General features: G+C 52.1%; 23 protein-coding genes and 4 pseudogenes. 12 read left to right on the top strand and 15 right to left on the bottom strand.

Annotated elements, in window-relative coordinates:
* Positions 1 to 20 precede the first annotated feature (20 nt).
* From AC3Y5R_RS11435 to hxlB, 3 genes are all read left to right on the top strand, one after another.
* On the top strand, positions 21 to 818 hold the full coding sequence (locus AC3Y5R_RS11435; RefSeq protein WP_158782836.1) for a transporter substrate-binding domain-containing protein: 798 nt from the start codon (positions 21 to 23) through the stop codon (positions 816 to 818).
* 108 nt (positions 819 to 926) lie between these two features.
* Entirely contained in the window at positions 927 to 1586 is a 660-nt protein-coding gene (locus tag AC3Y5R_RS11440; protein WP_489921424.1) for a GntR family transcriptional regulator, read from the top strand.
* A gap of 176 nt (positions 1587 to 1762) precedes the next feature.
* The gene (gene hxlB / locus AC3Y5R_RS11445) at positions 1763 to 2323 is read left to right on the top strand and encodes a 6-phospho-3-hexuloisomerase (RefSeq protein WP_489921425.1); all 561 of its coding nucleotides are present in this window, start codon (positions 1763 to 1765) and stop codon (positions 2321 to 2323) included.
* 91 nt (positions 2324 to 2414) lie between these two features.
* Here hxlB and AC3Y5R_RS11450 read toward each other — a convergent pair whose 3' ends face one another.
* The 4 genes from AC3Y5R_RS11450 to AC3Y5R_RS11465 form a co-directional block, all read right to left on the bottom strand.
* Positions 2415 to 3698, bottom strand: a complete 1284-nt coding sequence (locus AC3Y5R_RS11450; RefSeq protein ID WP_489921426.1) for a Zn-dependent hydrolase — start codon at positions 3696 to 3698, stop codon at positions 2415 to 2417.
* On the bottom strand, positions 3695 to 4912 hold the full coding sequence (locus AC3Y5R_RS11455; RefSeq protein ID WP_489921427.1) for a pyridoxal phosphate-dependent aminotransferase: 1218 nt from the start codon (positions 4910 to 4912) through the stop codon (positions 3695 to 3697). The genes AC3Y5R_RS11450 and AC3Y5R_RS11455 overlap by 4 nt, the downstream gene beginning before the upstream one ends.
* Before the next feature lie 269 nt (positions 4913 to 5181).
* The gene (locus tag AC3Y5R_RS11460) at positions 5182 to 5796 is read right to left on the bottom strand and encodes an MFS transporter (protein WP_489921428.1); all 615 of its coding nucleotides are present in this window, start codon (positions 5794 to 5796) and stop codon (positions 5182 to 5184) included.
* 10 nt (positions 5797 to 5806) lie between these two features.
* A complete protein-coding gene (locus AC3Y5R_RS11465; RefSeq protein ID WP_489921429.1) occupies positions 5807 to 6103 on the bottom strand; it encodes a hypothetical protein in 297 nt (98 codons plus the stop codon).
* Positions 6104 to 6243: 140 nt separating this feature from the next.
* Between AC3Y5R_RS11465 and AC3Y5R_RS11470 the strand changes: the two genes are divergently transcribed.
* The 3 genes and pseudogenes from AC3Y5R_RS11470 to AC3Y5R_RS11480 all read left to right on the top strand — a co-directional run.
* Complete coding sequence (locus AC3Y5R_RS11470) at positions 6244 to 7062, top strand: DeoR/GlpR family DNA-binding transcription regulator (RefSeq protein ID WP_489921430.1); 819 nt, start codon at positions 6244 to 6246, stop codon at positions 7060 to 7062.
* Between the two features lie 10 nt (positions 7063 to 7072).
* Positions 7073 to 7618 carry an NUDIX domain-containing protein gene (locus AC3Y5R_RS11475; protein ID WP_489921431.1) on the top strand — a complete coding sequence of 182 codons (546 nt, stop codon included), beginning with the start codon at positions 7073 to 7075 and terminating at the stop codon, positions 7616 to 7618.
* A gap of 192 nt (positions 7619 to 7810) precedes the next feature.
* A pseudogene (locus AC3Y5R_RS11480) lies at positions 7811 to 8596 on the top strand (IS110 family RNA-guided transposase); the annotation flags it as partial.
* Positions 8597 to 8879: 283 nt separating this feature from the next.
* On the opposite strand, the pseudogene AC3Y5R_RS11485 reads toward AC3Y5R_RS11480, so the two are convergent.
* From AC3Y5R_RS11485 to AC3Y5R_RS11500, 4 genes and pseudogenes are all read right to left on the bottom strand, one after another.
* Positions 8880 to 9128 (bottom strand): annotated as a pseudogene (locus tag AC3Y5R_RS11485) (IS6 family transposase); the annotation flags it as partial.
* A 102-nt stretch (positions 9129 to 9230) separates the two neighbouring features.
* Positions 9231 to 10427, bottom strand: coding sequence for an MFS transporter (locus AC3Y5R_RS11490; RefSeq protein ID WP_489921432.1), 1197 nt, complete (start codon positions 10425 to 10427; stop codon positions 9231 to 9233).
* 141 nt (positions 10428 to 10568) lie between these two features.
* Positions 10569 to 11180, bottom strand: a complete 612-nt coding sequence (locus tag AC3Y5R_RS11495) for a TetR/AcrR family transcriptional regulator (protein ID WP_489921433.1) — start codon at positions 11178 to 11180, stop codon at positions 10569 to 10571.
* Between the two features lie 183 nt (positions 11181 to 11363).
* Positions 11364 to 12797, bottom strand: a pseudogene (locus AC3Y5R_RS11500) (Tn3 family transposase); the annotation flags it as partial.
* A 168-nt stretch (positions 12798 to 12965) separates the two neighbouring features.
* Here AC3Y5R_RS11500 and AC3Y5R_RS11505 point away from each other — a divergent pair.
* A complete protein-coding gene (locus tag AC3Y5R_RS11505; RefSeq protein WP_489921434.1) occupies positions 12966 to 13241 on the top strand; it encodes a hypothetical protein in 276 nt (91 codons plus the stop codon).
* Between the two features lie 198 nt (positions 13242 to 13439).
* On the opposite strand, the gene AC3Y5R_RS11510 is transcribed toward AC3Y5R_RS11505, so the two are convergent.
* The 3 genes from AC3Y5R_RS11510 to AC3Y5R_RS11520 form a co-directional block, all read right to left on the bottom strand.
* Positions 13440 to 14765, bottom strand: a complete 1326-nt coding sequence (locus AC3Y5R_RS11510; RefSeq protein WP_489921435.1) for an NAD(P)/FAD-dependent oxidoreductase — start codon at positions 14763 to 14765, stop codon at positions 13440 to 13442.
* Positions 14731 to 15381, bottom strand: coding sequence for a DsbA family oxidoreductase (locus AC3Y5R_RS11515; protein ID WP_489921436.1), 651 nt, complete (start codon positions 15379 to 15381; stop codon positions 14731 to 14733). Before AC3Y5R_RS11515 ends, AC3Y5R_RS11510 begins: the two co-directional genes overlap by 35 nt.
* Positions 15382 to 15502: 121 nt before the next feature.
* Positions 15503 to 16648, bottom strand: a complete 1146-nt coding sequence (locus AC3Y5R_RS11520; protein ID WP_489921437.1) for an FAD binding domain-containing protein — start codon at positions 16646 to 16648, stop codon at positions 15503 to 15505.
* A 224-nt stretch (positions 16649 to 16872) separates the two neighbouring features.
* On the opposite strand from AC3Y5R_RS11520, the gene AC3Y5R_RS11525 reads away from it, so the two are divergent.
* Entirely contained in the window at positions 16873 to 17799 is a 927-nt protein-coding gene (locus AC3Y5R_RS11525; RefSeq protein ID WP_489921438.1) for a LysR family transcriptional regulator, read from the top strand.
* A 52-nt stretch (positions 17800 to 17851) separates the two neighbouring features.
* Here the strand turns inward: AC3Y5R_RS11525 and AC3Y5R_RS11530 are convergent, their stop codons facing one another.
* From AC3Y5R_RS11530 to AC3Y5R_RS11540, 3 genes are all read right to left on the bottom strand, one after another.
* A complete protein-coding gene (locus AC3Y5R_RS11530) occupies positions 17852 to 18673 on the bottom strand; it encodes an alpha/beta fold hydrolase (RefSeq protein WP_489921439.1) in 822 nt (273 codons plus the stop codon).
* A gap of 556 nt (positions 18674 to 19229) precedes the next feature.
* Entirely contained in the window at positions 19230 to 19538 is a 309-nt protein-coding gene (locus tag AC3Y5R_RS11535; RefSeq protein WP_489921440.1) for a contact-dependent growth inhibition system immunity protein, read from the bottom strand.
* A 53-nt stretch (positions 19539 to 19591) separates the two neighbouring features.
* Complete coding sequence (locus AC3Y5R_RS11540; protein WP_489921441.1) at positions 19592 to 20374, bottom strand: RNase A-like domain-containing protein; 783 nt, start codon at positions 20372 to 20374, stop codon at positions 19592 to 19594.
* A gap of 49 nt (positions 20375 to 20423) precedes the next feature.
* Between AC3Y5R_RS11540 and AC3Y5R_RS11545 the strand changes: the two genes are divergently transcribed.
* From AC3Y5R_RS11545 to AC3Y5R_RS11560, 4 genes and pseudogenes are all read left to right on the top strand, one after another.
* Positions 20424 to 20573, top strand: coding sequence for a hypothetical protein (locus AC3Y5R_RS11545; protein ID WP_489921442.1), 150 nt, complete (start codon positions 20424 to 20426; stop codon positions 20571 to 20573).
* A 22-nt stretch (positions 20574 to 20595) separates the two neighbouring features.
* Positions 20596 to 21818, top strand: a pseudogene (locus tag AC3Y5R_RS11550) (IS91 family transposase).
* Positions 21819 to 22044: 226 nt separating this feature from the next.
* Positions 22045 to 22527 (top strand): DUF2778 domain-containing protein, encoded by a 483-nt coding sequence (locus tag AC3Y5R_RS11555; RefSeq protein WP_489921443.1) that lies wholly within the window; start codon positions 22045 to 22047, stop codon positions 22525 to 22527.
* On the top strand, positions 22527 to 22775 hold the full coding sequence (locus AC3Y5R_RS11560; RefSeq protein WP_489921444.1) for a hypothetical protein: 249 nt from the start codon (positions 22527 to 22529) through the stop codon (positions 22773 to 22775). The genes AC3Y5R_RS11555 and AC3Y5R_RS11560 overlap by 1 nt, the downstream gene beginning before the upstream one ends.
* A gap of 103 nt (positions 22776 to 22878) precedes the next feature.
* Here the strand turns inward: AC3Y5R_RS11560 and AC3Y5R_RS11565 are convergent, their stop codons facing one another.
* Positions 22879 to 25659 (bottom strand): flavocytochrome c, encoded by a 2781-nt coding sequence (locus tag AC3Y5R_RS11565; RefSeq protein ID WP_489921445.1) that lies wholly within the window; start codon positions 25657 to 25659, stop codon positions 22879 to 22881.
* Positions 25660 to 26189 lie beyond the last annotated feature (530 nt).

Below are 26189 nucleotides of genomic sequence, written 5' to 3' on the forward strand. Positions count from 1 at the left end.
CCTAGCAGGAGTTGCATTCTATGAAATTTAAAACGGCGATTTTCTTTGCAACCATGGTCAGCTCAGTCCTGCCTTCTCTGGCTGCCAGTGCGGCTGAGGATTCACTGGAATTAATCAAGCCAGGCGTTTTACAGGTTGCCACCGAAGGGACCGATCCGCCTTACAGCATGCGCATGCCGGACGGGAAACTGGACGGGCTGGAGATCCGCGTGATGAAAGAAGTGGCGAGCCGTCTGCACTTACAGTATCAGCCGGTGATTACCAAATGGGACTCCATCCTGATTGGCGTGCAGGCAAACCAGTTCGACATGAGCAGCGCGGCAATGGATATTACCCCGGAGCGCCAGAAGGCAATTGTATTTTCTGACGGCTGGATTGAGTCAGGCGGCCGCATCATTATTCCAAAAGATTCGGCGATCAAATCCGCGCAGGATTTAAAAGGTAAACGTATTGGTGCTCAGGTGTCATCCACCTATGCCAAGCTGGCCGTTGACCACGGCGCGACCTTAAAAAACTATGTTGATGTCACTGCCGCTGTGCAGGATATGGTGAACGGCAATATTGATGGCGTGATCAATGACTCCATCGGCAATGCCTATCTGATTAAGGATATGCACCTGCCGTTTACCCAGACGCCAGATTATGTCAGCCAGATCCAGAAAGGATTTGCCTTCAAAAAAGGCAAGCCACACCTGGTCGCGGCGATCAATAAGGCGCTGGCCGACATGAAAGCGGACGGTACTTACGCCAAACTGGTGACGCCAATTGTTGGCTTCAACCCGGCACCTAAAGATCCGGTACGGACTTTGCCGCAATAAAGCAGCCTGCGCAGCGCGACCGCGCGGTTAGCTAATCGATCGAAACTTGCAGACAGCGGGAAGCACAGTCCCGCTGTCTGTCACTAATTTGTGGGCGCAGAGGGTGATATGAACGATAAATACAGCTCTGATGAGAACGATCGTAATTTAAGCCGGAAAGCGTATGACACTATCCTGCAGATGATTATTAATCGGGAATTGCCCATCAACTCGGTGTTACAGGAACGCAAGCTGGCCGAACTGCTGGATATTTCGCGCACTCCGGTTCGCAATGCGCTGACCCGGCTGGAAAACGAAGGTTTTATTGTCCGCAATGGTGGCAGAACCCCGGTGGTGAAAGAGTTCTCCATTCAGGAGCTGGTCGAGACGCTGCACATCCGGCGTACGCTGGAAGGCGAAGCCGCCAGGCTGGCTGCCGGACGGGTGCCAGCCGCGATGCTGGATGAGATTGAAGCAGAGATCAACGCCCTGCTGGCTCAGGAGATCCCGGACCCCAATGAGGACTGGGCGGTCGATGCCCGCCTGCACGATGCTATCGCTCACTACAGCGGTAACCAGCTGTTAAAAGAGTATATTCAGGCTTTGCGGCTGAAAACCCGCATGTTTAATTCACGCCAGGTGCCGGAACGCTTTGTCATCGGCCATAATGAGCATCTTGCGATCATTGCCGCTCTGCGGGAAAACCAGTCAGCAGAAGCTCAGCGTCTGCTGGTTGTGCATATTGATAATGTGCGCGAGAGCATCATCAAACGCTTCAGTTCGTTTTAACCGTCCCGTGCCACAAGGTAAAGTCAGTCGCTGCATGCGTGTTTAACATCACACATCCTGAAGAGAGTACGCCAGCGTTCATATCAAATGAGCCGATAAAAGTGCACTCTTTTGAGAAAATGGGCCGGGGTATCGGTTTACGCTGCTGATGTTGTGCAGTTCTCAGAGGAGTAAAAATGGGCGTTCAGGAAAATACGATAAGCATTATCAGGGAATTAGAGCAAAACGCGCTGCAGATCGATAATGCTCAGGCGCAGGAATTGATCGCGCAGATACGTAATGCGCAGCGAATCTTTCTGCAGGGTGCCGGACGAAGCGGTATTGCCATCCGCGCTTTTGCTAACCGTTTATTGCATCTGGGTTTCTCCGTCAGCGTGGTGGGGGAAATTTCGTCCCCCCATAGCAGACCGGGAGATTTGTTAATTATCGGTTCCGGCAGTGGCGAAACCTCCAGCCTGAAAAGTCTGGCGCAAAAAGCAGTGGAAAGTGGGGTCGACTTGGCACTGATCACCCTGAAAAAAGAGTCCACGATTGGCAAACTGGCCAAAAGCGTGCTCGTTTTGCCGGGTACGGTAAAAACGGAAAACAACCACAACCAGGGTCAGTTCTCTCAGCCAATGGGGTCAGCCTTCGAGCAGCTCTGTTTTATCACTTATGATGCGATAGTGCTTGAGCTGATGGCACAGTTGGGGGAAACCAGCGAAAACATGTTTACACGCCATGCTGATTTTGAGTAACAATGCAGAGCGCTTCTCCGGAAGCGCTCTGCATGCAGGCTGAAGCATCTGCCCCACTTTTCTTCTGCCATAAGTGTGCTTCCGAAACGCTTCAGTTCGTTTCGGTCAGCACGTTCCACACCGCAAGGTTCAGTAACTGGACGGATTTTGCCAGATCGGGCAGCTCCATCGCCTCATGGGGATTGTGGCTGCCGTTCTGATTCCGCACAAACAGCATGGCTGCAGGCACCCCGCTGGCAGCAAACATCGCGCTGTCATGCCCCGCGCCGCTGGGCATCGCGAGTACCGGAATCGCTAAGGTTTCTGCGGCCTGCTGCAACTCAGCCTTCAGCCCGGCGTCCATCCCGGCGGCACTGCTGCTGCTCTGTTCACCTGGCGTGATGGTCACGCCATAGCGTTTTTCCAGCCTGACAATGCACTCCGCCAGACAGCGATCCATCTCAAGGAGGCTTTCGCGGTTTTCGGAACGGAAATCCAGGCAGAAGTCCACCTCCCCGCTGACTTTACTCATATCCGCAGCGACGGCATCGGTAAAGAAGCGGCCACAGGTGAAGGTCAGCCGGTGTCCCTGACGCTCCAGCTGCTGCCATTTACGCTGCAGCAGCGCAATCAGTGTGGCCGTTGCCACCACTGCATCCTGTCGCCACAAGCGTGGCGTGGCACCCGAATGTGCATAGCTGCCGCGTGTTTTGGCGAAACGGTAACGCAGGCTGCCACAGATGCCGCTGACAATCCCGACGGCGATCTCCTGCTCTTCCAGCTGCGGCCCCTGTTCAATATGGATTTCAAAAAAGGCCCGGATATTTTCAGGACGGTAAAGCGCCTGCTGCTGCGCCACGCTTCCCGGATCGCCCCCGCACTGGCTGATATGTTCCGCCAGTGTCAGTCCGGTGTCGCGTCTTCTGGCCTGAAGATCGTTTTCCGTCAGCAGCCCCAGAGCCGCCTTGCTGCCGACGTATGAGACCGGGAACCAGGCACTCTCTTCCGCACGGATGGCGAGCACGATAATATCAACCGGCGGCTGCAGGTTGGCGGCCCGCCAGCCGGAGACAATCGACAACCCGGCCAGCACGCCGATAGCTCCGTCGAAGTTACCGCCGTTTGGCACCGAGTCGAGATGCGAACCAATCATCAGCGGTTTCTGCAGGCGATCTTTCCCCGGCAGGATCATGAACATATTCAGCGCGGCATCTTTTTTGATTTCCAGCCCGAGCTTCAGCGCCAGTTCCTCTACCAACTGATGGGCTTTCTGTTCCCCGGCGCCGTAAGAGTCACGGGTGATACCTGTGCCATCAAAGCTGTGCTCTTTTAAGACGGCCAGCATCTGCTCACACAGGGCATAATCAGGCTCAGGACAGCCTGAAGGCGTATTCATTGCAGCGTCTCCAGTACAGAAACAATGTTTTCGCAGGCGTTGAAAACGTCCTGATCCGCCAGGCTGAAGGTCAGCCGCAAATGGCCCGGCAGGCCAAACGCGCTGCCGGGAACGGTGGCAACGCCAGCATGCTCCAGCAGGTAGCTGGCTAACTGTAAATCGCTTTGTAACTGCTGGCCGTCAGCAGTCGCTCGGTTTAAGGCTTTCTGGCAGTCGACAAACAGATAGAAAGCTCCGGCAGGCGCTGCAATATGCAGACAGGAAGAACGCTGCAGTCGTGCCACCGCACCATCGCGGCGGTGACGCAAAATCTCGCACCACTGCGGCAGAAAATCGCGATCGCCGTTCAGTGCGGTCAGCGCCGCCATCTGGCTGACGGAACTGGGATTGGAGGTGCTCTGTCCCTGCAGCGTGGTCATCGCATCAATCAGGCTTTGCGGCCCTGCGGCATAGCCGATGCGCCAGCCGGTCATGGCATAGCTTTTGGAGACGCCATTCAGCGTCAGCGTGCGGGCAAAGAGCTCAGGCACGGCCTCAGCGAAAGAGATAAATTCCCGGTCCCAGCAGAGGTACTCATAGATTTCATCGGACAGGATCAGCACCTGCGGCCATTGCTGCAACACATCCGCGAGTGCCTGATACTCTTCCCTGCTGTACACCGCGCCGGAAGGATTGCCCGGCGAGTTAAGGATCAGCCAGCGCGTATTCCCGTTAATGTGCTGTTTCAGGCTCTCTGCGGTGAGTTTGAAATCTGTATTACTCATCGCGGGAACGATCACCGGCGTGCCCCCGGCAATTTTCACCATATCCGGATAGGAAACCCAGTAAGGTGCCGGGATCAGCACCTCATCGCCGGGATCGATCGTTGCCAGAAAGGCATTGAAAATAAGCTGCTTGGCCCCTGTGCCGACGATCACTTCACCGGGTTGATAAGTCAGTTTGTTATCGGTCAGCAGCTTGCGGCAGACGGCCTCTTTCAGCGCGGGCAGACCAGCCACGTTGGTATAGCGGGTTGCGCCTGCATGGATAGCCTCCACGGCTCCGGCACAGATGGCGGCAGGCGTGTCAAAATCCAGCTCGCCCGAAGCCATATTGATGATCTTTCTGCCCTGTTGCTGCAACACCCTGGCGCGTTGTGCAATGGCCACGGTCATTGAGGTGCTGACCTGCTGCATTCGTGATGAGAGCTTTAGTGCTGATGCCTGAGACGTCATGCGGATTCCTTAACCTGCTGGTGAAAAAATGACGGGAATCCTGACAACATACAAATGGCATACCAAAAGTATGCGAATGAAAAACTCCTTATTATCTAACTGATTTAAATTACTTTTTTGTCCTCACTTCCTTCAGCGGTTAGAAAAATAAAAGTGACGCTGCCGTACAATGCACGGTTTGGGTGCTGGCTGTGCGAACTTTGTGCGCGGCGACAGCTTAGATAAATCCCGTTCTGGCAAGGCGGGCTTAAGGACGTTCCCGCGTGACGCTATTCCATTTTCGCATCGCGCAATCGCCAGGCGCTCAGCGCCGAGAACAGCGCCATAAATATCATGTAGCCCGTCACCCAGCCATAGCCTTCACCGCTCAACAGTAGTGCGGTAGCAATCATCGGCGATAACCCACCGCCGAGAATCGGACCAATCTGCTGCACCAGCGATAAGCCGCTGTAGCGCACGCGCGCCGGAAACAGTGAGGAGAAAAACGCGCCCTGTGCACCAAAGGTGCTGCCATGCCCGATAGCCAGACCCAGCGCGATAGCCAGATAGATCAGTTTTAGCGGGCCAGATGGGCCCGCTTTCACTGTGGGTTCATGAACGCGAGGCAGCCATCTGACAGCAAGGCACATAATAATCAATGAAAACAGGCCGAACAGACCAAACCCCTTTTGCCATCCGTAATAATTTCCCGTTGCAGTCGACAGCGGCACTCCCACAACTATCGCCAGCGATATGCCGGAGAAGACGATAGCTGTTGCCCTGCTTGCAGGCATGGTGCCAGCCATTCTGATGGCATAAGAGGCAATCCCTGCCCAGAACACACCGTGTCCCAGTGCTGCAATAACCCGTAGTAAAAGCAGCATGACGAAACTGTCTGTCAGCATGACTGAACCGTTACATATTGCGATAAGGCCGAGCAAAAAAAACGAAAAGCTTTTTTCTGTCAACCCCTTGCGTGAGCAACGTGACGGGTATGACGGACAGGGTTATCACCCATGCATATACAGTAATCAGCATGCCGGCCTTCGCCCCGCCAATCCCCAGATGCTCTGCTATCTGATTTAACAGCCCGACTGGCAAATATTCGGTTGTCTGCGAAACAAACGCGCCTGCAGCCAGGACAGATAATGCCTTAATCATGATTTCTGGCCTCTTGTCCGTTGTACCTGTATACGCCGTCTGCGGTTTCATCAGCGATACGTTTTATTCACGCTACGGCTGGCACAATTCGCCAGCATGCCGGGATAACAGTTCTCCCCTTCAGGTTGAATAACTCTGCTCTCATTCTGCGCCTCGCAGCCAGTCATAACATTGCATTACTCTGCAAAAATATGCATATTAACGCAATAGATGTTGCAAAATGGCGCACTAAAATGAAATTACCTGATGCAAGGCGGCAGAAAATTCTCAATTTATTAAGTCATTATGGCGAATTGCAGGCCTCTGTACTGGCTGAAAAGCTGGGTATATCAGAGGACACAGTTCGCCGCGATTTGATACGCCTTGAGTCTACAGGCATGCTGCGTCGCGTCCGTGGCGGCGCGATTCCCCGCACACAGGTACCGCTTCATCACCAGGAAAGGCTGGGCAGAACGGGCGCGTCAAAAAGCGCTATCGCTTCGATGGCAGTCTCTCTTATCCGGCAGGATGATGTCGTCGGACTGGACGGAGGAACCACCACGCTTGCCATCGCACAGGCTATCCCGCCTGGATTGCGTTGCACCGTCGTAACAAACAACCTACCCGCCGCCATGGCGCTGGCCAATCATCAGGATGTGGAGGTCATTGTACTGGGCGGTAAATTATTTAAGCCCGCGATGGATATGACGGGCCATAAAGTGTGTGAAGAGTTACGCACCATGGCTTTTGATATCTGCTTTATCGGTGCGGCGGCGGCGAATATCAAAACCGGCTTCAGCAGTATCGACTATGACGAAACGCAGGTTAAGCGCGGCCTGGCACAAGCTGCTGAGCGCAGCGTGTGCGTTATCTCGGGAGAGAAAATGGGAAAACATTCCTCCTTTTCTTATGCATCACCCAAAGAAATCAGCGACATCATCACCGATGGCGATGCGCCCGCTGACTATATTGCGCTGTTCAGGGGCGAAGGCATTAACGTTATTGTGGCAGAGCAACAGGCAAAGAAATAAGGAGTTAATCGTGAAGACAGAGATAAAAACACTGGAATCCAGACAAATTTACCGTAACCGCTGGATGTCGCTTAAGGAGGACCGGATTCTGAGAGCCGATGGCAGCGAGGGGCTCTATTCCGTTATTGAAAAAGATGATTTTGTGGTCGTCATTCCGGTTGAGAATGATGAAGTCTACCTGGTCGAGCAATACCGTTACCCCCTGGGCCAGAGAACCACGGAACTGCCTCAGGGAAGCTGGGAATGTTCCCCCGATGCTGCACCTGAAGACGTTGCCAGAGGCGAGCTTAAAGAAGAAACCGGGTTGAGCGCCGGAAAAATGGTGTATGTCGGTTATCAGAAGCTCGCGCAGGGTTATTCAGCCCAGGGTTATCATATTTACCTTGCCACGGAGCTGACATTTACCGGCCAGCAACTGGAGGAGGAAGAGTACGGCCTGACCGTGAAAAAAATTAAAATCTGCGCCTTTGCTCAATTAATACGTGACGGCGAAATCACTGACGCCACTTCGGTTACCGCTTTCCTGCTGGCGATAGCTAAAAATATGATCTCTTAAAGCTGCTGGGTATAAACAACATGAGAACGATGTCTGCTCTTCGCTCAAAGTTGCCCGTCAACGTGGTCAAGCTCTACAACGGCTCAGAGGTACAAAAAATCACCTTAACGAATGGAAGGGACTTCCCCTGATTATGCGCCTGATTAACTCTTGTGCAATCATGGGGTAAACACAGCCCCGGAGGGATTCGTTATGACCATCACTACTGTCGGTATCGATCTTGCTAAAAATGTGTTCGCTGTTCACGGTGTTGACCAGAATGGCAAAACAGTTCTGATTAAATCCAGAGTAACCCGCACCGCTCTTCCCGGGCTGATTGCTTGTTTACCACCCTGTGTTATCGGAATGGAGGCCTGTTCCGGAGCGCATTACTGGGCAAGACTGTTCCGGCAGTATGGTCATGAGCCGCGTCTGATGGCCGCTAAATTTGTATCTCCTTACCGCATGGCCGGTAAATCAGGGAAAAATGATGCAGCTGATGCTCAGGCTATCTGCGAAGCAGTCTGCCGACCGCATATGCGGTTTGTGCCAGTTAAGGATGAAAGCCAGCAGGCGATGCAGTGCCTGCATCGCACCCGTCAGGGATTTATCGAAGAGAAAACAGCAACATATAACCGATTGAGAGGTTTGATATCGGAATTCGGCGTCATCGCGCCACAAAGTACTGATGCATTGCGTCGTATGGTTTCTGCACAGAAGAATTCTTTACTACTTCAGGTTCAGCAATGTGTTGATGATTTGCTGGAGCACGTTGCCCGCATCGAAGCCAACATAGCTGAATATGACCGAATTTTGTCCCGCATGGCCAAAACAGATCATCGCAGTCAGCGGCTGATGGAGCTGAAGGGTGTTGGCCCCACAACGGCCTGTGCGCTGGTCGCCAGTATCGGTAATGCACATGATTTTAAGAATGGGCGCCAGCTGGCAACCTGGCTGGGGCTGACGCCATCGCAGTACAGCAGCGGCGGAAGATCGAAGCAGCAGTATAACCATCTGACCTGCAACTCGTTGATGATAAAGGGTCAGACCCCGTGAGGTCTATCTGGCTATTGTACAGGATATATGTATCCGCTTACCGAACAAGAACCTCACGCGCGTCTTTCATCAGGGTCCGAATCGATGACGATTCATCATGGCCGTTTATAGTACCGCAGTCTCTCCCCTTTATTTTTACTGAAGAGCAGACAGAAACCTTGCATACCGGCGTTGACATGCCGGGGAAGCCCTTATAGTACAATAATTTTCGATATCCAAATTGCCCCTTCACGTACGTTTCGTCAATGTGCCACGGGTTGAGATCGGAGGGGTTACGCCAGTACCAGCGCAGTCGTTTTTCCATTTCATGCGCATAGCGCTGGACCCAGCGGTAAATCGTGGTGTGATCGACATTCACGCCGCGTTCGGCCAGCATCTCCTGCAGCTCACGGTAGCTGATGCCGAATTTGCAGTACCAGCGTACCGCCCAGAGGATGATGTCACGCTGAAAATGCCGGCCTTTGAATGGGGTCATGTGCTGCTCCGTCAGCATAAGGTGACGATGAGTTTATCACCTCCAGATTTTTGCAACAGTGCCAAAATTTTTGATACCACGCATGCAGATTGGTACGTTTCCTTAGAGACTATCTTTCTTTCGTGACATCAATAAGACAACCGAGAAAATCAGCCCTAACAGGCAAATCACTGCGGCGGCGTACCCGAGGTTAGCAAGTTGCCATCGGCTGATCACGAATCCGCCGATGATGGCCCCCAACCCTGCACCAGCATTGGCGGCAGAGACGTTCACAGTCGCCGCGAGCGCTTGCGCTTTGGATCCGGCCTTCATCACTCGAATCTGGCAAATTGGGAAAAGTCCTGTATACGCGACGCCCCAAAGAGCCAGGACTAGAGCAAGAAGCCAATGATCTTGGGAGGCGGAGGAAATCAGCAGCATTGCCACCGTCAGCAGTATGGTGAAGCCTAAGGTCGCCCCGAGCGCACTGCGATCTGCTGCAATTCCGCCGAGCCAGTTGCCTAAAAGCCCGATGAGTCCAAAGCCCATCAGCCACCAACCGACATCGGTCGAATCTATCCCGGCAAGCTTTTCCAAGGTCTCGGCCAAATAAGTGTAAGCCGTGAACATCCCTGTGAAAAGTACGACGGACAGTCCGACCTGAAGCAGGAAGCGTGGAGCTTTAAGTATGTCGGACTGATGATGACCGGGAAAATATCTTGGGGAAGCCGGCAGGGTCGGCATGATACGCCACATAATGAACGCCAGGAGCAGTGATATCACAGCAAGGATGACAAATGCCCCGCGCCAACCGACATACGTGGAGGCTATCGTTCCGAGCGGCACCCCCAGAACTAATGCGGCCGAAATGCCCAGATAAACACGGCCAACCGCTCGACCAGCATGATGAGGTTCAGATATCCGTGCAGCTGTTTCGCTCGCCGTTCCCCAGAAAACAGGCAAGACAAGTGCCGGAATAAAGCGGGCTAAAGCCAGAACCCATACATTGGGGGAAATTGCCGCTAGCAAGTTCGCGCCAGCGAAGACGAGAAGGATAAGTCCGAACAAGCGTTTCCTGTCCACATGCACAAGTTTTGCAGTTAGAAAAGGTCCGCAGAGCATCACGGTGAAAGCAAACAGACTGACGAGCCAGCCAGCCTCAGTCGTGGAGATGCCAAGGTCGGCGGACATTGAGGGGATGAGCCCAATTATAAGAAACTCTGTTGTAACAAGCACAAAACCCGAAACGGCAAGAATTAGGATCGGTAACCCGCTGCCTATGTTAATGGTCTTTGACGCTGCTAAAGGGGTTGGTGTCACGAAATAGCCTCCAAATTTAGGATATGCGCATGCGTTTGCCGGGATCGCGATTTCGTTCCGGCACAGGTAATCGGAACCGATCAGTGATCGGCATTGCTAGAGGTGCGATTCAGAGGTCCGCTGTCTGGGCCACCCATAAAATTAGCGACCAGGCCACATGGTCAGGAACATCGAAACAATCCCTCGAAGTTCCTCTTCGGTTGCGCCAGTGCTCGCCGCGACCAACAAGCCGTCACTTGCTGCCTTCAGGGACAGTGCAAGGCTGCGAGCATCAGTGTGTGATGCGAAATCCCCCTGCTCTTGTGCTTCGAAGATTCGCTCAATCAGCTTTTCCCGCCAGAAATTACCCTGCTCCAATACAAAGGCCCGGATCGCTTCGTCGCCTGGGGCGTGGCTGACAGAATGCACGATGCCCATGCTTCCTTTCGGGTTGGCTGTTTCGGTCTGTAGCGCCAGGGTTCCACGAAGAAGCTGTTCCGCAACGCCTCGAGCCGTGGATTCCTTCAGCGCGCCCACCATGTAGGCGTTCTTTTCCTTCTCGTAGAGTTCCATCACTTTGCGGAACAGGCCTTCCTTATCGCCGAAAGTGGCGTAGAGGCTGGCCCGGCTGATCCCCATAGATTTGAGAAGGGTACTGACGCTTGCACCTGCATAGCCGTGCTCCCAGAAAACTCGCATCGCGGAGGTCAACACCCCGTCGATATCGAATTCTCGTGGTCGTCCGCGTGTTGGCAGAGATTTCGTTTTGGTCAATGTTGTGTCCGCATTCGATAGAGTGCCTAATATGTTTTTTGGAACGATCGGATTATATATATTATGGAACGATAAGTCTAGAAATAATGCAGCCTGGAGATCTTTAATCGGGCGCAGGTGGCTGTCGCGGAAATCCTAAGTAATTGAGATAGGGGTTCTACACCGGAACCGCCGAAATTTCCGTTACCCCAGTTTCAGCCCGGCAACCACCGCATCCAGGTCGATAATCTCATTGCTGTTCTGGAAGGTATAATGACCGTTCAGCAAAATGTGCTGCCAGGCCACCGGTGATATTCTGGCCAGAGCCTCGATGCCTTTGGCATTGCCTTCCGCTTCCAGTCGTTCCAGCAGCCGCGACAGGATCGCCGAGTTGTAATAAACAATTGCGTTGGAAATCAGCCGCCCGCACTGGTTACTGATGTCTGTTTCAATGTCATTTTTACCGGTTAATTCCTTCTTTCCGCCGACTTTGGCCACAGCGGCACGCAGCTGGTGATAAGATTCAATCCGGTTCTGGGAACGCCGGATATTGCGTTCCAGCTGTGGATCGCGCAGATACTTCAGCGTGTAGATGCTGCGTACCAGCCGGTCATATTCAAATACCGCCTGCCTGTTCGGATTAGTCGTGGTGTATGTGCACAATTTGCGGACCAGCGTCCCCTGCGTCATTTCTTTCAGCCCCAGCGTGGCGACGATGCGATCGAGATTGCTTTTCTCGCGGATGATAAGGTCCCGGTCAATCTGTCCGGCTGGCTGGATCAGGCATTTTTTATAGGCAGACGGGTCTCTGATACAGTACAGCTCCTGCAGTTGCCTGTTCAGGTCCGTAAAATGAGGTTCAAAGCGCAGGCCAAACCAGTGCAGTATCGCAAAGTTGCTTTTGTTGATGCCGTGCATGTCGCTCGTGATGGCCGTGGGTTTCACCTCAGAGGTGTTGCGGTACCAGATATCAAAGACATGGTGGGCTTCATAGTCGTTTGTGCCAATCAGGTAACCGTAGATCGGGATGTGGTTACACAGCAGCGTGTAGGCCACCATGCCTTTCCCGCGGCCGAAGTATTTACGCGAATGTCGGGCCTTTACTGTCGGTCGCTCAACGCCAAACTTCTGCCCGTCAACGGCACCATAAAGCGTCTCCGGATCAAACGAATAGTGCGGGAAAATCGGCAGTGCCTCTGTGGCATCGGTGATGCAGTCATTGGCCGTGACCAGTGATGCCAGGCGGAGGTACTGTTCGTACGTGGTTTCCAGAACATGAAACGGTATATCGCTGGTTCGTGCCATCACATGATTACCATGATTCATCGCCTGGGCAACGATGACTGCCATCAGGCTGTCTGCATCGGCATTCTTTTTGGCATAACGGGGTTGCAGCGGTTTCATCGCATGAAGAAACCGGCACTGCCCGTTAACAAACCGGAAGACATCGGTCACATCGCAGAATGGCAACTGCTCATAAAATCGCTTCTGCTTCGTCTTATGATGGCTTACCACGGATTTATGCCAGGTCAGTTTCTGCGTGTCTTTATCGTATTCCAGATGTTTCAGCTTCCCCTGCTTAAGCTCGCGGTTGAAGGCTGTCCACTGCCGGTGCAGTTCGGACTCCAGCGTCTTAAGGGGGTCAGTTTGGATATAGAGAATTATTGTACGTTTAGTTCATTATTTGACCAATTTATCGCGACACCTAAAAGTGGTAACGATATGATAAAGAATAAAAATCCATCATATCGCGGCACTTTTCGATGGAAAGTACACGGAACCCTATTTAGGTTATAGGAGTGATAAATGACGGTAAGGCTTTATTACAGTGCTGGCGATTCACGCGCAAGAGCAAGCGTTGAATGGCACGATAACTGGATCAGCAAAAGAGGACTGAAAGCTCGATACTGGACTGATAAAGCAATATCTCAGTTCCCTGGAAAGCCTCAAAAAGCAGGTCCTATAATGGCCTGGACGCAGAAGGAAGTGCAGCGAGTCGAGAATACCCATGAGTTTCAACAGTGGCTGGCAAAACGCCGCGAGTGGCTTATAGCGCATGGAAAATTACCTGCTGACGAATAAATAAATACTGTCGCTGTTACGAATTATCGCCTTTGCGGTATCGTATTTAGGTTATCCGATTAAGGCAAAACACCCTGAAACCACTGTATAGCATGGGAGTACACCCTACCGCGATAACGTAACCGTACAATATTGTACGTTTCCCAAACGCAGCCCCTCATTCATTAAGCGCTGCCCCTTCTGCGATTTGCGGTGTGCTCACCCCTGTTGTAAGTAGCGATGGACAAATGTCACGGCCATCGCCCCTTCACCAACGGCAGATGCAACACGCTTCACTGAACCATGTCTGACATCCCCGGCAGCAAAAGAACCGGGCACGCTGGTTTCAAGATAAAAAGGCTGCCGGGCTAATGGCCAGTTACTCCCTCCTGCGAGATCGGGTCCGGTTAGCAGATAGCCTTCTGAATCCCGCATAATATGCGTTTCACTGGCCCATTCGGTGTTAGGTTGACCACCAATGCAGACAAAAAGCCGTGAACAGGCATGGCGACTTTTTTCTCCAGATAGCCGGTCATGAAGAGTAATCGCCGCGAGGGAACCTTCACCATCCAGTTCAACTATCTCGCTATTGAAGATGACCTTTATATTGACTTTTGAGGCGATACGTTGGATTAAATATGTCGACAATGTCTGAGACAGGCTGCTTCCCCGTACCAGCATAGTGACCTGGGTAGCATATTCGGCAAAGTGCATCACCGCCTGGCCTGCCGAGTTGCCGCCCCCCACCACATAGACGTGGTCATTCGCGCAATAAGGTGCCTCTGCTGCTCCGGCTCCATAAAACAGGCCGTGACCGAGGAATTTATCTTCCCGGGGTAAATTAAGACGGCGGTACTCCACTCCGGTGGCACAGATATTGGCTCTGGCTGTCAGCATCTCGCCATTGGCAAGACAAACATGGATTTTCCCATCCTTAAAATGGGCTTTTACCCCTTCGCTCATGGTCACTAACTCAGCGCCAAACTTCATCGCCTGTTTGCGGGCCCGGTCCGCCAGCGCAGCCCCGGAGATCCCTTCAGGAAACCCCAGATAATTTTCGATTAATGAACTGGTGCCGGCCTGGCCGCCTGGCGTCTGTCGTTCAATCAATATGGTTCGCAGACCTTCAGATGCCGCATAGACGGCGGCACTTAACCCTGCTGGACCCGCGCCGTAAATGGAAACGTCATATTCACGATACCTGGGCAGGGTAATGTGGCCTAAATAAGAGGCGATATCATGCAATCCGGGGGCAAATAAGCGAATCTGCCCCGGAAATTCAACAACGGGAAGACGTAAGTCATTGAAACCTGCTATCCCTAATGCCGATAAACACTCTTCTTCACTACCCAGTTCAATCCATTCAAACGTCACCGCGCTACGCGCCAGATAGTCCCGAAGCAGATATCCTTCCGGCGATCCCGCCCGGCCATAAATGCGTATGCTGTTTGTTTCTTTACTGGTCATGTTTATCCACCCCACCATGCAGGAATTGAAGAGCATCAGACGTTCAGATAGCTGGCTTCTCTTGAGGTTTACGGGCAATCGCCCTCATGATTGCATCCTCGATGACATTCAACGGCTGTGCGCCGGAAATAGTCTCACCTTCTATATCAAAATTTGGTACGCCGTGGATCCCGGTGGCAAAATTGATTGCCACCCGGGTATCTTTTGCGCCAGCGTCACCGGCGAGGTAAGTCAGCGCTTCCGCCCTGTCGAGACCATTTTCCGCTGCGATATCAGCCAGAATTTCCACATCGCCGATATCGCGGCCCTGTTCAAAATAGCCATGAAAAATACCATTCGCGACGGCATCCGCGGCGCCATGCAGGCGGGCCAGATTCATCAGTCGATGCGCGCGAAAGGTGTTCGGCGTCTTCTGCATTGCGTCGTAATTAAACGCGATATCATCCTCCGCGGCAGCCAAAATAGTTTTTCTGTCCAGCGACTGGCTGTACTCCCAACTACCAAACTTGGAGGAACGGTAGCTTTTACGATCGGCACCTTCTACCGGCATGGTGGGATTAAGCTCATAGGGCTGCCAGAGGATGGTAATCTCCACATCATCAGGTAAACGACGAATCACTTTTTGCAGACGGCGTTCACCAATAAGGCACCACGGGCAAATAAAATCAGAGGTGAGCTTTACGGTAATATTCATATTTACTCCTGCTGGCTTAGGGGATCAGGAACATTATTTAGTTTAAAAGATTATTTACGCTAAAGATAAAATACATTAATACGGCATCACAATGTATTGCTATTTAACACCATAATTATGGTTATATATCACCTGACATCAGACGGTTGCCCATGTTCATTCCCACCTGCTTCAGATATTTACCCAGGTGCCGCTGTTCCGGCTCCCAGCGTGATAAAGCGGCGTCGATATCGTCAGGATTGTTCAGAAAAGCCTGCCGCAACGCCAGAGCATTTGCCGCCGCCTTGGAAGTGCTTGCCGCCGTATGTGGGCGGGGAATAGAAGCCGCATCACCAAGCAATAACACCCGGTCTTTCACCATGCTATCAACGGCCAGATCGCGAATAGATTGCGCAAAAGGTTCTTTTGTCGCCTGGACCACGTCTCTAAATCCTGGCGGAAGCATACGCGCAGCCTCTTCATAAATATGGTTTTTCCATTTTTGTGTGATGGCACCTTCAGGGAGAGAATGTCCGCGCATCACGCCATTTTTATCGGTCATCACGGATTCACGAGTCGCGTCGTCCATAGTCCGATACCACACCCAGTTATAAAGCCGGTTCCCCGGGCGGAGATCGTTATTTATCCCTGGAACGAGGTAGCCCAGAATCTGCGATCCCTTGCTATTGGCAAACGCAAAGTTGCCATGAAGATCAAGACGGGCGCGCTCCGGCAGCCGATCTTCACGAATCAACCCTCGCCAGGCAATATAGCCAGCATAAGTCGGCGTTTCGCCCGGCCAGAGCAACTGCCGGACGGTGGAGTTATTGCCATCGGCGCCAATCAGAATATCGCCTTTTATATGGCTACCGTCCTCAAACCACGCGGTAACGTCCTCTTTTTGCGAATCGATAAGTTGCAGTTTTTTCCCCTGGTGGTAATGCTCTTTACCCGTCGTCGTCAGCAATGTCGAATAAATTAATGACCATGAGGTTTGAATTTGCGGAGCTAACTGTTTGTATTCAACCGTGCCGTCGGGATTATAAAAAATGCGATATTGTGAACGAACGCCCATCTCATCCCAGTTTTTATTAACGCCGCTTTCCTGAAAAATCTGTACCACTTGCGGTTGCAACACTATTCCACCGCCCTGGCTATCCAGGTTTTTTGCCGAGCGTTCGAAAATATCCACATCCCATCCGGCTTTTTGCATCATGTTTCCGGCAAAAAGCCCGCCAAGGGAACCGCCGATAATAATGGCTTTTTTAGGTAAGATGATATCTGACACAGGCACCTCCGCATTTTATTTATGCCACACAGGTAAGGGCATAAATAATAATTAACTGTCTGGCTGCTGACGTTAACCATAACAGTCTCAGTAATAGCGGAGAATAGCAGTAAAACCGGAAACACTATTGCGTAGCACGCAAAGCTGACTGGTATTCCATACTCAAAACAGGCTAAGGTAAGGATCTCACACAGGCGTTTTTCCTATACGAGAAAGTTAAAGCTATGGATATGTTTTCGTCTTTACAGGCGCTGGTAGCGGTGGTTGAGGAAGGAGGATTCTCTTCCGCCGGGCGGCGCCTGTCGCTTGCCACCTCTTCCGTCACCCGGCAAATTGACACGCTTGAGCAATATCTTGGAACGGTGCTGCTGGTTCGCTCAACCCGAAAGGTATCGTTAACCGGGGCCGGAGAGCGGTATTACCAGCATGCCTGCAGGATTATGGCCGATCTCTCCTACGCTAACTACGAAGCCCGCGACCACTCCGGTATGCCTCGCGGGATCCTCAGAGCCAGCCTGCCGGTATCCTGGTCAATGCAATATTTAGCCACTTTACTGCCTGAATTCATGAAGCAATATCCGCTTATCCGGCTTGAACTCAATTTTACTGACGATGTGGTTGATCTGGCTGAGAACCGGCTGGATCTCAGCATCCGGCTGGGGAAAATTTCTGCGCAAAATGTCATTGCCAAAAAGCTGCTGTTGCAAAAGCGCGTTCTTTGCGCCAGCCCGGCCTATCTCGCTGAAAAAGGCGTGCCATTGCTGCCTGCCGATTTACGACGCCATAATTGCCTGCTTTTCTCCTACTCTTCCGGTCAGACAAAATGGTTTTTCTTCCGCGATAAAACAGAAGGCGTCAGCGTTGAGGGAAACCTTAGATGCAACAATTCTCAGATACTCAGGCAGGCGGCTTTGGGCGGACAGGGTATTGCTTTGCTTCCGGACTGGCTGGTGAATAACGACGTTCAGCGCGGCGACCTTTTAGCGCTTTTTCCGGATATACGCGTTGATGTAACCGCTGACGAGGATGAATCCGCGGTGTATGCGCTTTATCATCCAAGCCGTCGCGACATTAAAATGGTGAAATTATTTGTCGATTTTATTTATCAGTTCCTCAACCAGCAGACGGCAGAGGAAACTGATATTTGCTGAGGGAAGTCAGGGTAAATTAATACGCCTGGTTATTTACCGTGACGGGGATAATTTACTGACGGATAAACGCAAGCACATCTTGATTAAACTGCAGTGCATTTAACTGAGCCAAACCGTGACTGGCGCCGGGATAGATTTTCAGCTCAGCGCCTGCGATTATTTTCGCGCTCTTAATGCCTGCCGCAGCAATGGGTACAATTTGATCGTCATCACCGTGAATAATCAGGGCAGGCTTGTCAATTTTTTTCAGATCGTCCGTGTAATCAACTTCGGAAAACTCACGGATACAGTCATACTCCCCTTTGATGCCGCCCTGTATCCCCATCCGCCAGAACGATTCGACCAGACCATCATTGGTGGCGATATTTTCACGATTAAAGCCATAAAACGGCACTGCCAGCTCACGGAAGAATTGCGAACGATTGGTTGCGGTACCGGTGCGGATATTATCGAAAACTTCCAGAGCCGTGCCTTGTGGGTTATCAGCCGTTTGCAACATTAACGGCGGAACAGCGCCGACTAACACCACTTTTGCAACATGGGAAGAACCATGACGGCCGATATAGCGGGCGACTTCCCCTCCACCGGTTGAATGACCAATCAATATCGCATCATGCAGGTCAAGATGTTCGATCAGTTCTGCCAGATCATCCGCGTAACGGTCCATATTGTTGCCTTCCCAGGGCTGCTCAGATGCGCCATGCCCACGGCGGTCATGGGCGATAACCCTGAAACCGTTCTGCCCAAAGAAAAGCATTTGTGCGTCCCAGGCATCTCCGGAAAGCGGCCATCCGTGAGAGAAAACAATCGGCTGACCTTTGCCCCAATCTTTATACGCAATACGAACATTATCTGAGGTAGTGAAATGGCTCATTATCGTTCTCCTGAAATTAACTGCATTAATTAGGAAACTACATCCTGCTGCGGGTACATTTAACTTAAACGACAATGCAAGAGATGATAATGCAGGGGATATACAACGTAGTTTTGCATCTGGTGCAACGCTGGTGATGTTCAGGGTGTTTCGCTGAATGGCAATTCTGATGGCTGTTCAAAACCCAAGATGGCACACTAAAGATTGGACCTCAGACCCCTCTACCTGTTCCACCGGGCACAGATCGCCGCGTTTGATACGCGCCATTATGGGGTTGTACGCCGGAGGGCAAAACAAAGTGTAGCCCTTGTAGTCGATAGTCCTGGCAGCTCATTACTTCCATATTAGAAACCATAAACTCATATATTGATACAGCCAGTGGCATGACGCTAGATTTTGACAGCGTAGATGTGGCAAGGGCTAGAGCACGATATTACACATTTACGCACGAATCCTTACGCCTAGCCAACTTCACGTTAATTGACCTGGATGCACTGGTTGCAGGGCTGAAACTGAGGTAACGGAAATTTAGTCGATGCCTGTGTAGAACCTCTGCTCAATACCCCGGCAGGGAGGCTTTTATTTTTTCCCTCAGCAATTCAAGAAAATCGCCCGGAGTCGTGTCCCACAGCGCTGTCGAAAAATCATCCCCATAGCGGGTCTCAAAATCTTCATCAACATTATCACATTCCCGGCAGAACTGCTCTATATCACCGAGCATCCCCTCCCTGAAAGCAACAGGGGTTTCAGTAATCCAGGCGTCAATCTGGGCACTGACGCTCTCGCCACTACCAAACAAATCGTAATCCTGCCCAAAATAAATGGCTATAAGGCTGTCCAGCCCGAACGTATTTAAATTTTTCATGCTTATACCATCGGAAAAGACGTCAGCACGAAATAGGGTTTCCCGTGCCAGTATTAAAATTTCAGGACCACACGAACCTTATAGCAATCTTTAACTTCTGCGGAGCCCCTGCTGACAGAAATACCGGTCTTTCTGGCAAAGCTGCCGTCGAATATCATTTTAAGATTTTGTCCTTGTGGGACATTTTTAGCCAGAATGGCAATCTGATTTTTATTGTTCCTGAGTACTTTTGAAATAAGGATTTCCGCATCCTGCACAGAGATGAAACTACCCGACTGCATGAGCCTCGGGGACGACTCAAGCCGTGTAAATAATTCATCTGCTGATTTACCTGCGTGCTTTTCGATGGTGTGCCCACCCGAACGGCTTCCGGGAAGAGCCTCATAAGACGCCAGCTTTATCCGGCCACTTCTGATCGCAATAACCCGCACGGCACCAGTTGCGAGTGAGAATGCAACAGGGATGGCCAGATCGACCGTAAATCCCACCTTCATTGCCGTTTTTCTGTCAGCCCCCAGAGAGCTGGCCAGTGAAACCGCCGCGTTATACGTATCACTGTGGGTATCACGCCCGGACCAGACCTGACGGAGGGAGGACTGGATGGTATCGAGGCCGTGAGTGCCCACGATGACGCATCCTGCTTTGGTCAGCATCGTAGGTTCCGGTACGATACACATCGCACCGGCTCCAAACATTTCAACAATGCCGCTGGCAAGTCCCAAACCACCATAGAGGCGGTTACTCATGGTTTCTCCCTCGCTGACGCTTTTGTCAGATAAAAGCGCCGCCAGTTGTACCGGGGACATGACAATTTTCACACCTTCATCCGTATCCATGTGACATTCCTTTCATCCTGAATTAAGCCCGGATGATATCAGGAATGCCATGTCCGTTTCCGCAGATGAAATCACAAACCGGGCGATGTTTTCTGATGCGCGTCAGCGCATGAAGGCGCCAGCGGGTGCAGAAGAGAACGTAGCACCCTTGCAGGGCGAGCGTCACGGCTTCGCCGGTCCGATGCTTTGCATGCACTGAGTCTCATTTTATACTCAGCACCATGTATATCCCCCGCCCCGCTGAAGTGCTCTTCACCGTCGATGACGGCTGGAACAACTACCTCGAAAAACACGGTGACGGCGTCAGTCAGTGGACCCGCCTCGCCGTTGAACGCATGCTCGCCTGTGGCACCTGCGCCATGGGTGTTCGTCGCTACTGCTGTGCTTCCCCGGACTGTACCCATTCCCGCTTCTTCTGCCAGAGCTGCAAGTCAAAGGCGTGCAGCGCCTGCGGCATGAAGTCCACTGAGCAGTGGATTGCTGAGCAGCAGCACGTCCTGCCCGACTGCGAGTGGCAGCACATCACCTTCACCCTGCCACATCTGCTGTGGCCGTTCTTTAACAACAACTGGCCGCTGCTTAACGACCTGTTCCGCTGCGCCACCCGCGCCATGCTGAACTGGGCGCGTAAACAGGGCATTGAGCCAGGCATATTCTGCGCCCTGCACACTTACGGCCGACAGCTTAATCAGCACCCGCACATTCACGTCTCCGTCACCCGCGGTGGCCTCAATGTCAAACACGGCGTCTGGCGCAGCCTCTTCTTCAAAAAGAAGGCCGTGGAGGCCATCTGACGGAGCGCCGTTATCCGCCTGCTGCGCTGCAGCTACGATCGCATCATGCCCGGCAGGCTGCGCGATCTGGGCCACATTCGCGATGAACGCCAGTGGCGGCGCTATCTGCAGGCACAGTACGGCCGGTACTGGAAGGTGCATTTTGCGAAAAAGGCCCGGGGAGCCTGGCACAGCGTGAAATATCTGGGCCGGTACCTGAAGCGGCCGCCGGTGTCGGCTTCCCGCCTGCGGCACTATGGCGGCGGCGCGGTGGTTCATCACTATCTTGATCACCGCACGGGAAGCATAAACGCCAGACGCTGAGCCAGGAAGAGATGATCGGGCGCTATATCAGCCACGTTCCGGCCCGGCATTTTAAGATGGTGCGTTACTCCGGTTTTCTGGCCAATCGGAAAAGGGGAACGCTGCTCCCCCGGGTGTATGAAGCCCTGCAGATGCAGGCGCGGGAAAAACCTGAGAAGCCGGGATTCGCCGTGCTCATGAAGGGCTTCCTGGGCACGGATCCGTACAAATGCATCCTGTGTGGTGACCGGCTGCGTTTCGCCGGCGCCCAGGCCGGCCTCCATGCAACGGAGTTATTGTCGGAAAGGCTGCGTGGAATGGAGAAAAAGCGATGGCTTCGGATGCCTGAATTGGATCAGTGCGCCTGAAAAATGGCTTTCCGGTTAAAAATACATCAGAGACGGCATTTTCACACACATACTCACGCATAACTGCGTCATCAAAGGGATGGTGGGCGATAAAATTCATGGTCAGGCGCTCTCAAAAGAGGCGATTCAATCTCCTAACCATGAACTTGTGATTTTAATCACACTTTAACACACGTTAATCAGACAGGTTACTTTCTCATAAGGAAACAATTGCTTAAGAGATTAAATGGCTATCTGTTGCACCTTCACCTTAAACGGCCTACCTTCATCAATCCTTGACTGCGACGGGGTGGCAAAACTCCCAGCCTTCTCCGGCCAGTTACATGGCAGGAATAATGACCTTATGACCGGCGTTCCGGATACAGGTCCATTGCTTAAAGGACATTATTATAATGTTGGCCGCGAATCGGGCGGATTCTTATCCCGGTTGCGCCACTTCTTTATTAAACATGGCTACGGAACTGACCGTACGGAGTGGTTAGCCCTATACCGTGACGATGGCAACATTGATGACCACACATTTATAGATGGCGTTAAACGCAGAAATTTTCGCCTGCATCCAATAGGGCCACTTGGATTAAGCGAGGGTTGTATAACGCTGAACCATATAGGTGACTTTGATTATTTACGAAAAAAACTGTTATCAACAATGATGATCCCTGTCCCCGGAATCCCCATTAAAGCTTATGGCATAGTTGAGGTAAAATAGTGAAAATATTCAAAGGATTACTTTCTTTACAGTGTTTACTGGTCGTGTTTATGGCCGTATCAATGGTGCTGCCAACTGTCATCCCCGAAGATTTCCCCGTCAGATTAGCGCATATCTTTGGTATATCAGGCGCTGAAAACACTTTAAATATGCTGGCCGATTTCACCATGATTACCTCGTTTCTCATCACCCTGGGGCTCTTTGTCGCATATCGGCTATTTATCAGTAAGCGCAGCAATACGTTGTAAACCTTGTCCTGACTGCATGGAGTTTCGGAGGATGTCTTTCGACAACCTCCGCTAAGTTTAAAGCGAACAGCACCCGGAACTGTTCTTTACCGGCTTACCGAAACTACCGACCGCGAGAGAAAGCAGCGGCATTCCGTCCGGCGAGGATTCCGAAGATAATAATGTCCGCCACGGCGTTCCCGCCGATACGGTTAGCACCATGGATCCCACCCACCACTTCACCAGCCGCCCAGGCCCCCGGTATCACCTGTTTCTGCGCATCCAGCACGTGGGTTTCCGGGTTGATGGTCACGCCGCCCATGGTGTGGTGAACACCCGGTGCTACGCGAATCGCGTAGAACGGCGCTGCTTTCAGCGGATGGCGCAGCGCTGTTTTCCGGCCGAAGTCTTCATCATCCTGCTTCTCAACAAAGAGATTATAACGCTCCAGCGTCGCCAGCAGCGCATGGGAATCCATGTTCAGCTTAACGGCCAGATCCAGCGGTGACGGTGCGCTTATCACAAAGCCTTTAGCGATATATTCGTCAGCCGCTTTATTATTGCGCCGTACCTCTTCGTCGAAAATGATCCAGGCGCTTTTTTCTGGCAGCGCGATAATCTCGGCGGAGACTTTGTCACGGGTCTCCATCTCGTTATAGAACCGCTTACCCGCCTGGCTGACCAGGATCGCCCCGCCGCCGCGAATGGCTTCAGAGATCAGGTAGGACGTGGTCTGCTCGACGGTCGGGTGGATCTGGATTTCGCCCATATCCACCGTATCCGCGCCAATTTTCTGCAACATGGCGATCCCGCTACCGGTAGCGCCCTTGTGGTTGGTGGTGACAAAGCCATCCAGCTCAGGGCGGTATTTCACCACCATCTCACGGTTGGCGCTGAAGCCACCGGTGGCGACAATAACGCTTTTCGCATTCAGAATGCGGCTGTCATTATATTCATCTACCACTTTCACCCCGGCCACCGCGCCATTCTCGAACAGGATCTCGGCGACCGAGGTTTCCAGCAGTACTTCGATCTCACGCTTGTTGATATTTTTCACCAGGCCGCTGATCAGGAAGCCGCCTACCGCAGAGCGATCGGCCGGACGGTGGGTACGATCGATGCTCATGCCGCCGGTGATGGTGATGTCGTTCAGTTCAATGCCTTTAGCATCCAGCCATTCAACCGCTTCCGGGGCCAGCTCAACAAACTCCCTGAGCAGCACCGGATTGTTTTTATTTTTGCCACCCTTCAGCGTCTCGTTGTAGAACAGCTCTTTGTTGTCCTCGATGCCTTTCAGCTTCTGGAAACGGGTTTCGGCCGCATTCATTCCCACCGAAGCCTTGATAGTGTTGCCGCCAATGGTTGGCATTTTCTCGATAATCGCTACATGGGCGCCTTCATCATGCGCCTGAATAGCGGCTGCCAGACCGGCACCACCACTGCCGATCACCACAACATCGTAATTTTGCGGTGCCTGAGGGTTACCCCCCTCCTCAATAACGTGCTCCTTGCTGGAGGTAGCCAGCGCGCGGGAAACCGCTTTTTTCAGCGCCTCGCTCTGCGTTGTGGCACCGGTAATGGCATCCACATGCGGGCTGTTCGCCACCAGCATGCGCGTACGCAGGCTCTCAAAGGTGGTGGTGAAATCCACGTCCAGCGTATCGTCCGGCACCAGCATGATGTCGGTAATACGGTCGGTGTCCAGCGTGACGTTGATCTTCAGCTTCAGCGCCTCGGCTTCCACTTTCTCCTGATAAACCCCGGCTTTGTATTTACGGCCGCTGGCGCTCATATCACGGATCATCGCATCCACCAGCGAGAAGCGCCACAGAGGTTCAGGGATGGAAAGTTCTTCTCGCTTGTTGCTGTCGATAAACAGCTCAAGATGGTCGTTGTTGATAATGCGATCGGCCCAGTCAGGGTAAGCGATGCAGGCTTTACCAATGGCGACCAAATCAAAGCCGTGCTCCAGTGCGCTTTCCGCATCAGCTTTATTTAGCACGCCACCCACGCCAATCACCGGGACTTTTGCCAGCACAGGCGAACGCATCTCAATAAATTTGGTGATCAGCGGCGTCGGATCGCGGATATCGACGATGGAAGGACGAAGCAGCTGGCCAACGGAGAAATGCACGTAGTCCAGACCGCGGGCGGCAAGTTTCTCCAGCAGATACATCGTGTCGTCAAAACGGATGCCGGGAATTTCCAGCTCTTCCGGTGAAAAGCGGTAACCGATGATGAAGGAGTCATGAGCAAAGCGATCCTTCATTTTATGGGTGATTTCCAGCACGGCGAGCGGGAAGCTGGCGCGTTTGTCGCGGCTGCCGCCCCACTGGTCATCACGCTGGTTGGAGTTGGGCGAGTAGAATTGCTGGATCAGATAGGTGTTAGCGCCGTGGATTTCCACGCCGTCGAACCCGGCTTTGATGGCGCGGTTAACCGCATCACCAAATTTGGTGATCATCACCTCAACTTCTTCTCCGCTCAGCGCCTGAGGCGTAGTGGCCCCTTCACGCGGAGCGGCAATGGCGCTCGGTGCGACGGGAGTTCTGCCGCCAATCAGCTCAGGCTCCACCATTCTGCCACCGTGATAAATCTGCAGGATCGCTTTGGAGCCCTGAGACTTGATGGCATCGGCAATTCTGGTCAGACCGGCGATTTTATTGTCGCTGTCAATGGCGATAGCGCCGGGAAAAGCCGGGCCTTTGGGATCGATAAAACAGCATTCAACGATCACTGTGCCGATGCTGCCAGCACGAACGCGATAGTACTCGACAAGTTCACTGGTTACCGTACCGTCGTAGAACCCCGTGCAGGTGGTCATGGGTGCCATCAACAGGCGGTTTTTTAATACCGCTCCATTTGGCAGAGTGAGAGGATTAAGAACCGGGGTGAGCGTATTCATTATGATCTACTCCAGTATTGAATAGTTTTGAACTCTCTTATGGACGCAATATTTCCCGCTGTTTAAACCGCCCGATTTCCTGTGATTATTCCCAATAATACTTTTTAGCGATCGGTACTGTTTTGGGAGATAAACTTGCGATGAACAGGATTGGTAATTAACTGATAATCAGAAGATTCTATCCTGAATTGTTAACTAAAGGTTTCCAAAAATCAACTTTCGATTAACGTCAAAATTAACCACATGTAATTCATAGAGTTATAGACAATATTTGGCTTTTGGATCAAGATGTTCTACAGTCAAGGGATTGGGACGGCTTCAGGGTTGAAATTGCTCAGGTTTTACCGCCAGAATGGCGAAGGTTCAGTCGAGCGGAGCCAGTAAAACTCTCCCCTTAAAAGCATAATTACGATGCCATCACATTATTTGCAGCAGAATGTCATTATATTTCCGTTGCGACTCATTAATTTCTTTAATGAATAAAAGGCCACTCTTAAACAAAAATAAAATTAACGTATATAAGTAGTCTG

The organism is Erwinia sp. 009765445 (genome assembly GCF_058137865.1).

Bases quoted from the DNA above. Each gene is read 5' to 3' on its own strand.
- AC3Y5R_RS11435 (WP_158782836.1), top strand. From the start codon at position 21: ATGAAATTTAAAACGGCGATTTTCTTTGCAACCATGGTCAGCTCAGTC.
- AC3Y5R_RS11440 (WP_489921424.1), top strand. From the start codon at position 927: ATGAACGATAAATACAGCTCTGATGAGAACGATCGTAATTTAAGCCGG.
- hxlB (WP_489921425.1), top strand. From the start codon at position 1,763: ATGGGCGTTCAGGAAAATACGATAAGCATTATCAGGGAATTAGAGCAA.
- AC3Y5R_RS11450 (WP_489921426.1), bottom strand. From the start codon at position 3,698: ATGAATACGCCTTCAGGCTGTCCTGAGCCTGATTATGCCCTGTGTGAG.
- AC3Y5R_RS11455 (WP_489921427.1), bottom strand. From the start codon at position 4,912: ATGACGTCTCAGGCATCAGCACTAAAGCTCTCATCACGAATGCAGCAG.
- AC3Y5R_RS11460 (WP_489921428.1), bottom strand. From the start codon at position 5,796: ATGCTGACAGACAGTTTCGTCATGCTGCTTTTACTACGGGTTATTGCA.
- AC3Y5R_RS11465 (WP_489921429.1), bottom strand. From the start codon at position 6,103: ATGAAACCGCAGACGGCGTATACAGGTACAACGGACAAGAGGCCAGAA.
- AC3Y5R_RS11470 (WP_489921430.1), top strand. From the start codon at position 6,244: ATGCATATTAACGCAATAGATGTTGCAAAATGGCGCACTAAAATGAAA.
- AC3Y5R_RS11505 (WP_489921434.1), top strand. From the start codon at position 12,966: ATGACGGTAAGGCTTTATTACAGTGCTGGCGATTCACGCGCAAGAGCA.
- AC3Y5R_RS11515 (WP_489921436.1), bottom strand. From the start codon at position 15,381: ATGAATATTACCGTAAAGCTCACCTCTGATTTTATTTGCCCGTGGTGC.
- AC3Y5R_RS11525 (WP_489921438.1), top strand. From the start codon at position 16,873: ATGGATATGTTTTCGTCTTTACAGGCGCTGGTAGCGGTGGTTGAGGAA.
- AC3Y5R_RS11530 (WP_489921439.1), bottom strand. From the start codon at position 18,673: ATGAGCCATTTCACTACCTCAGATAATGTTCGTATTGCGTATAAAGAT.
- AC3Y5R_RS11535 (WP_489921440.1), bottom strand. From the start codon at position 19,538: ATGAAAAATTTAAATACGTTCGGGCTGGACAGCCTTATAGCCATTTAT.
- AC3Y5R_RS11540 (WP_489921441.1), bottom strand. From the start codon at position 20,374: ATGGATACGGATGAAGGTGTGAAAATTGTCATGTCCCCGGTACAACTG.
- AC3Y5R_RS11545 (WP_489921442.1), top strand. From the start codon at position 20,424: ATGTCCGTTTCCGCAGATGAAATCACAAACCGGGCGATGTTTTCTGAT.
- AC3Y5R_RS11555 (WP_489921443.1), top strand. From the start codon at position 22,045: ATGGCTATCTGTTGCACCTTCACCTTAAACGGCCTACCTTCATCAATC.
- AC3Y5R_RS11565 (WP_489921445.1), bottom strand. From the start codon at position 25,659: ATGAATACGCTCACCCCGGTTCTTAATCCTCTCACTCTGCCAAATGGA.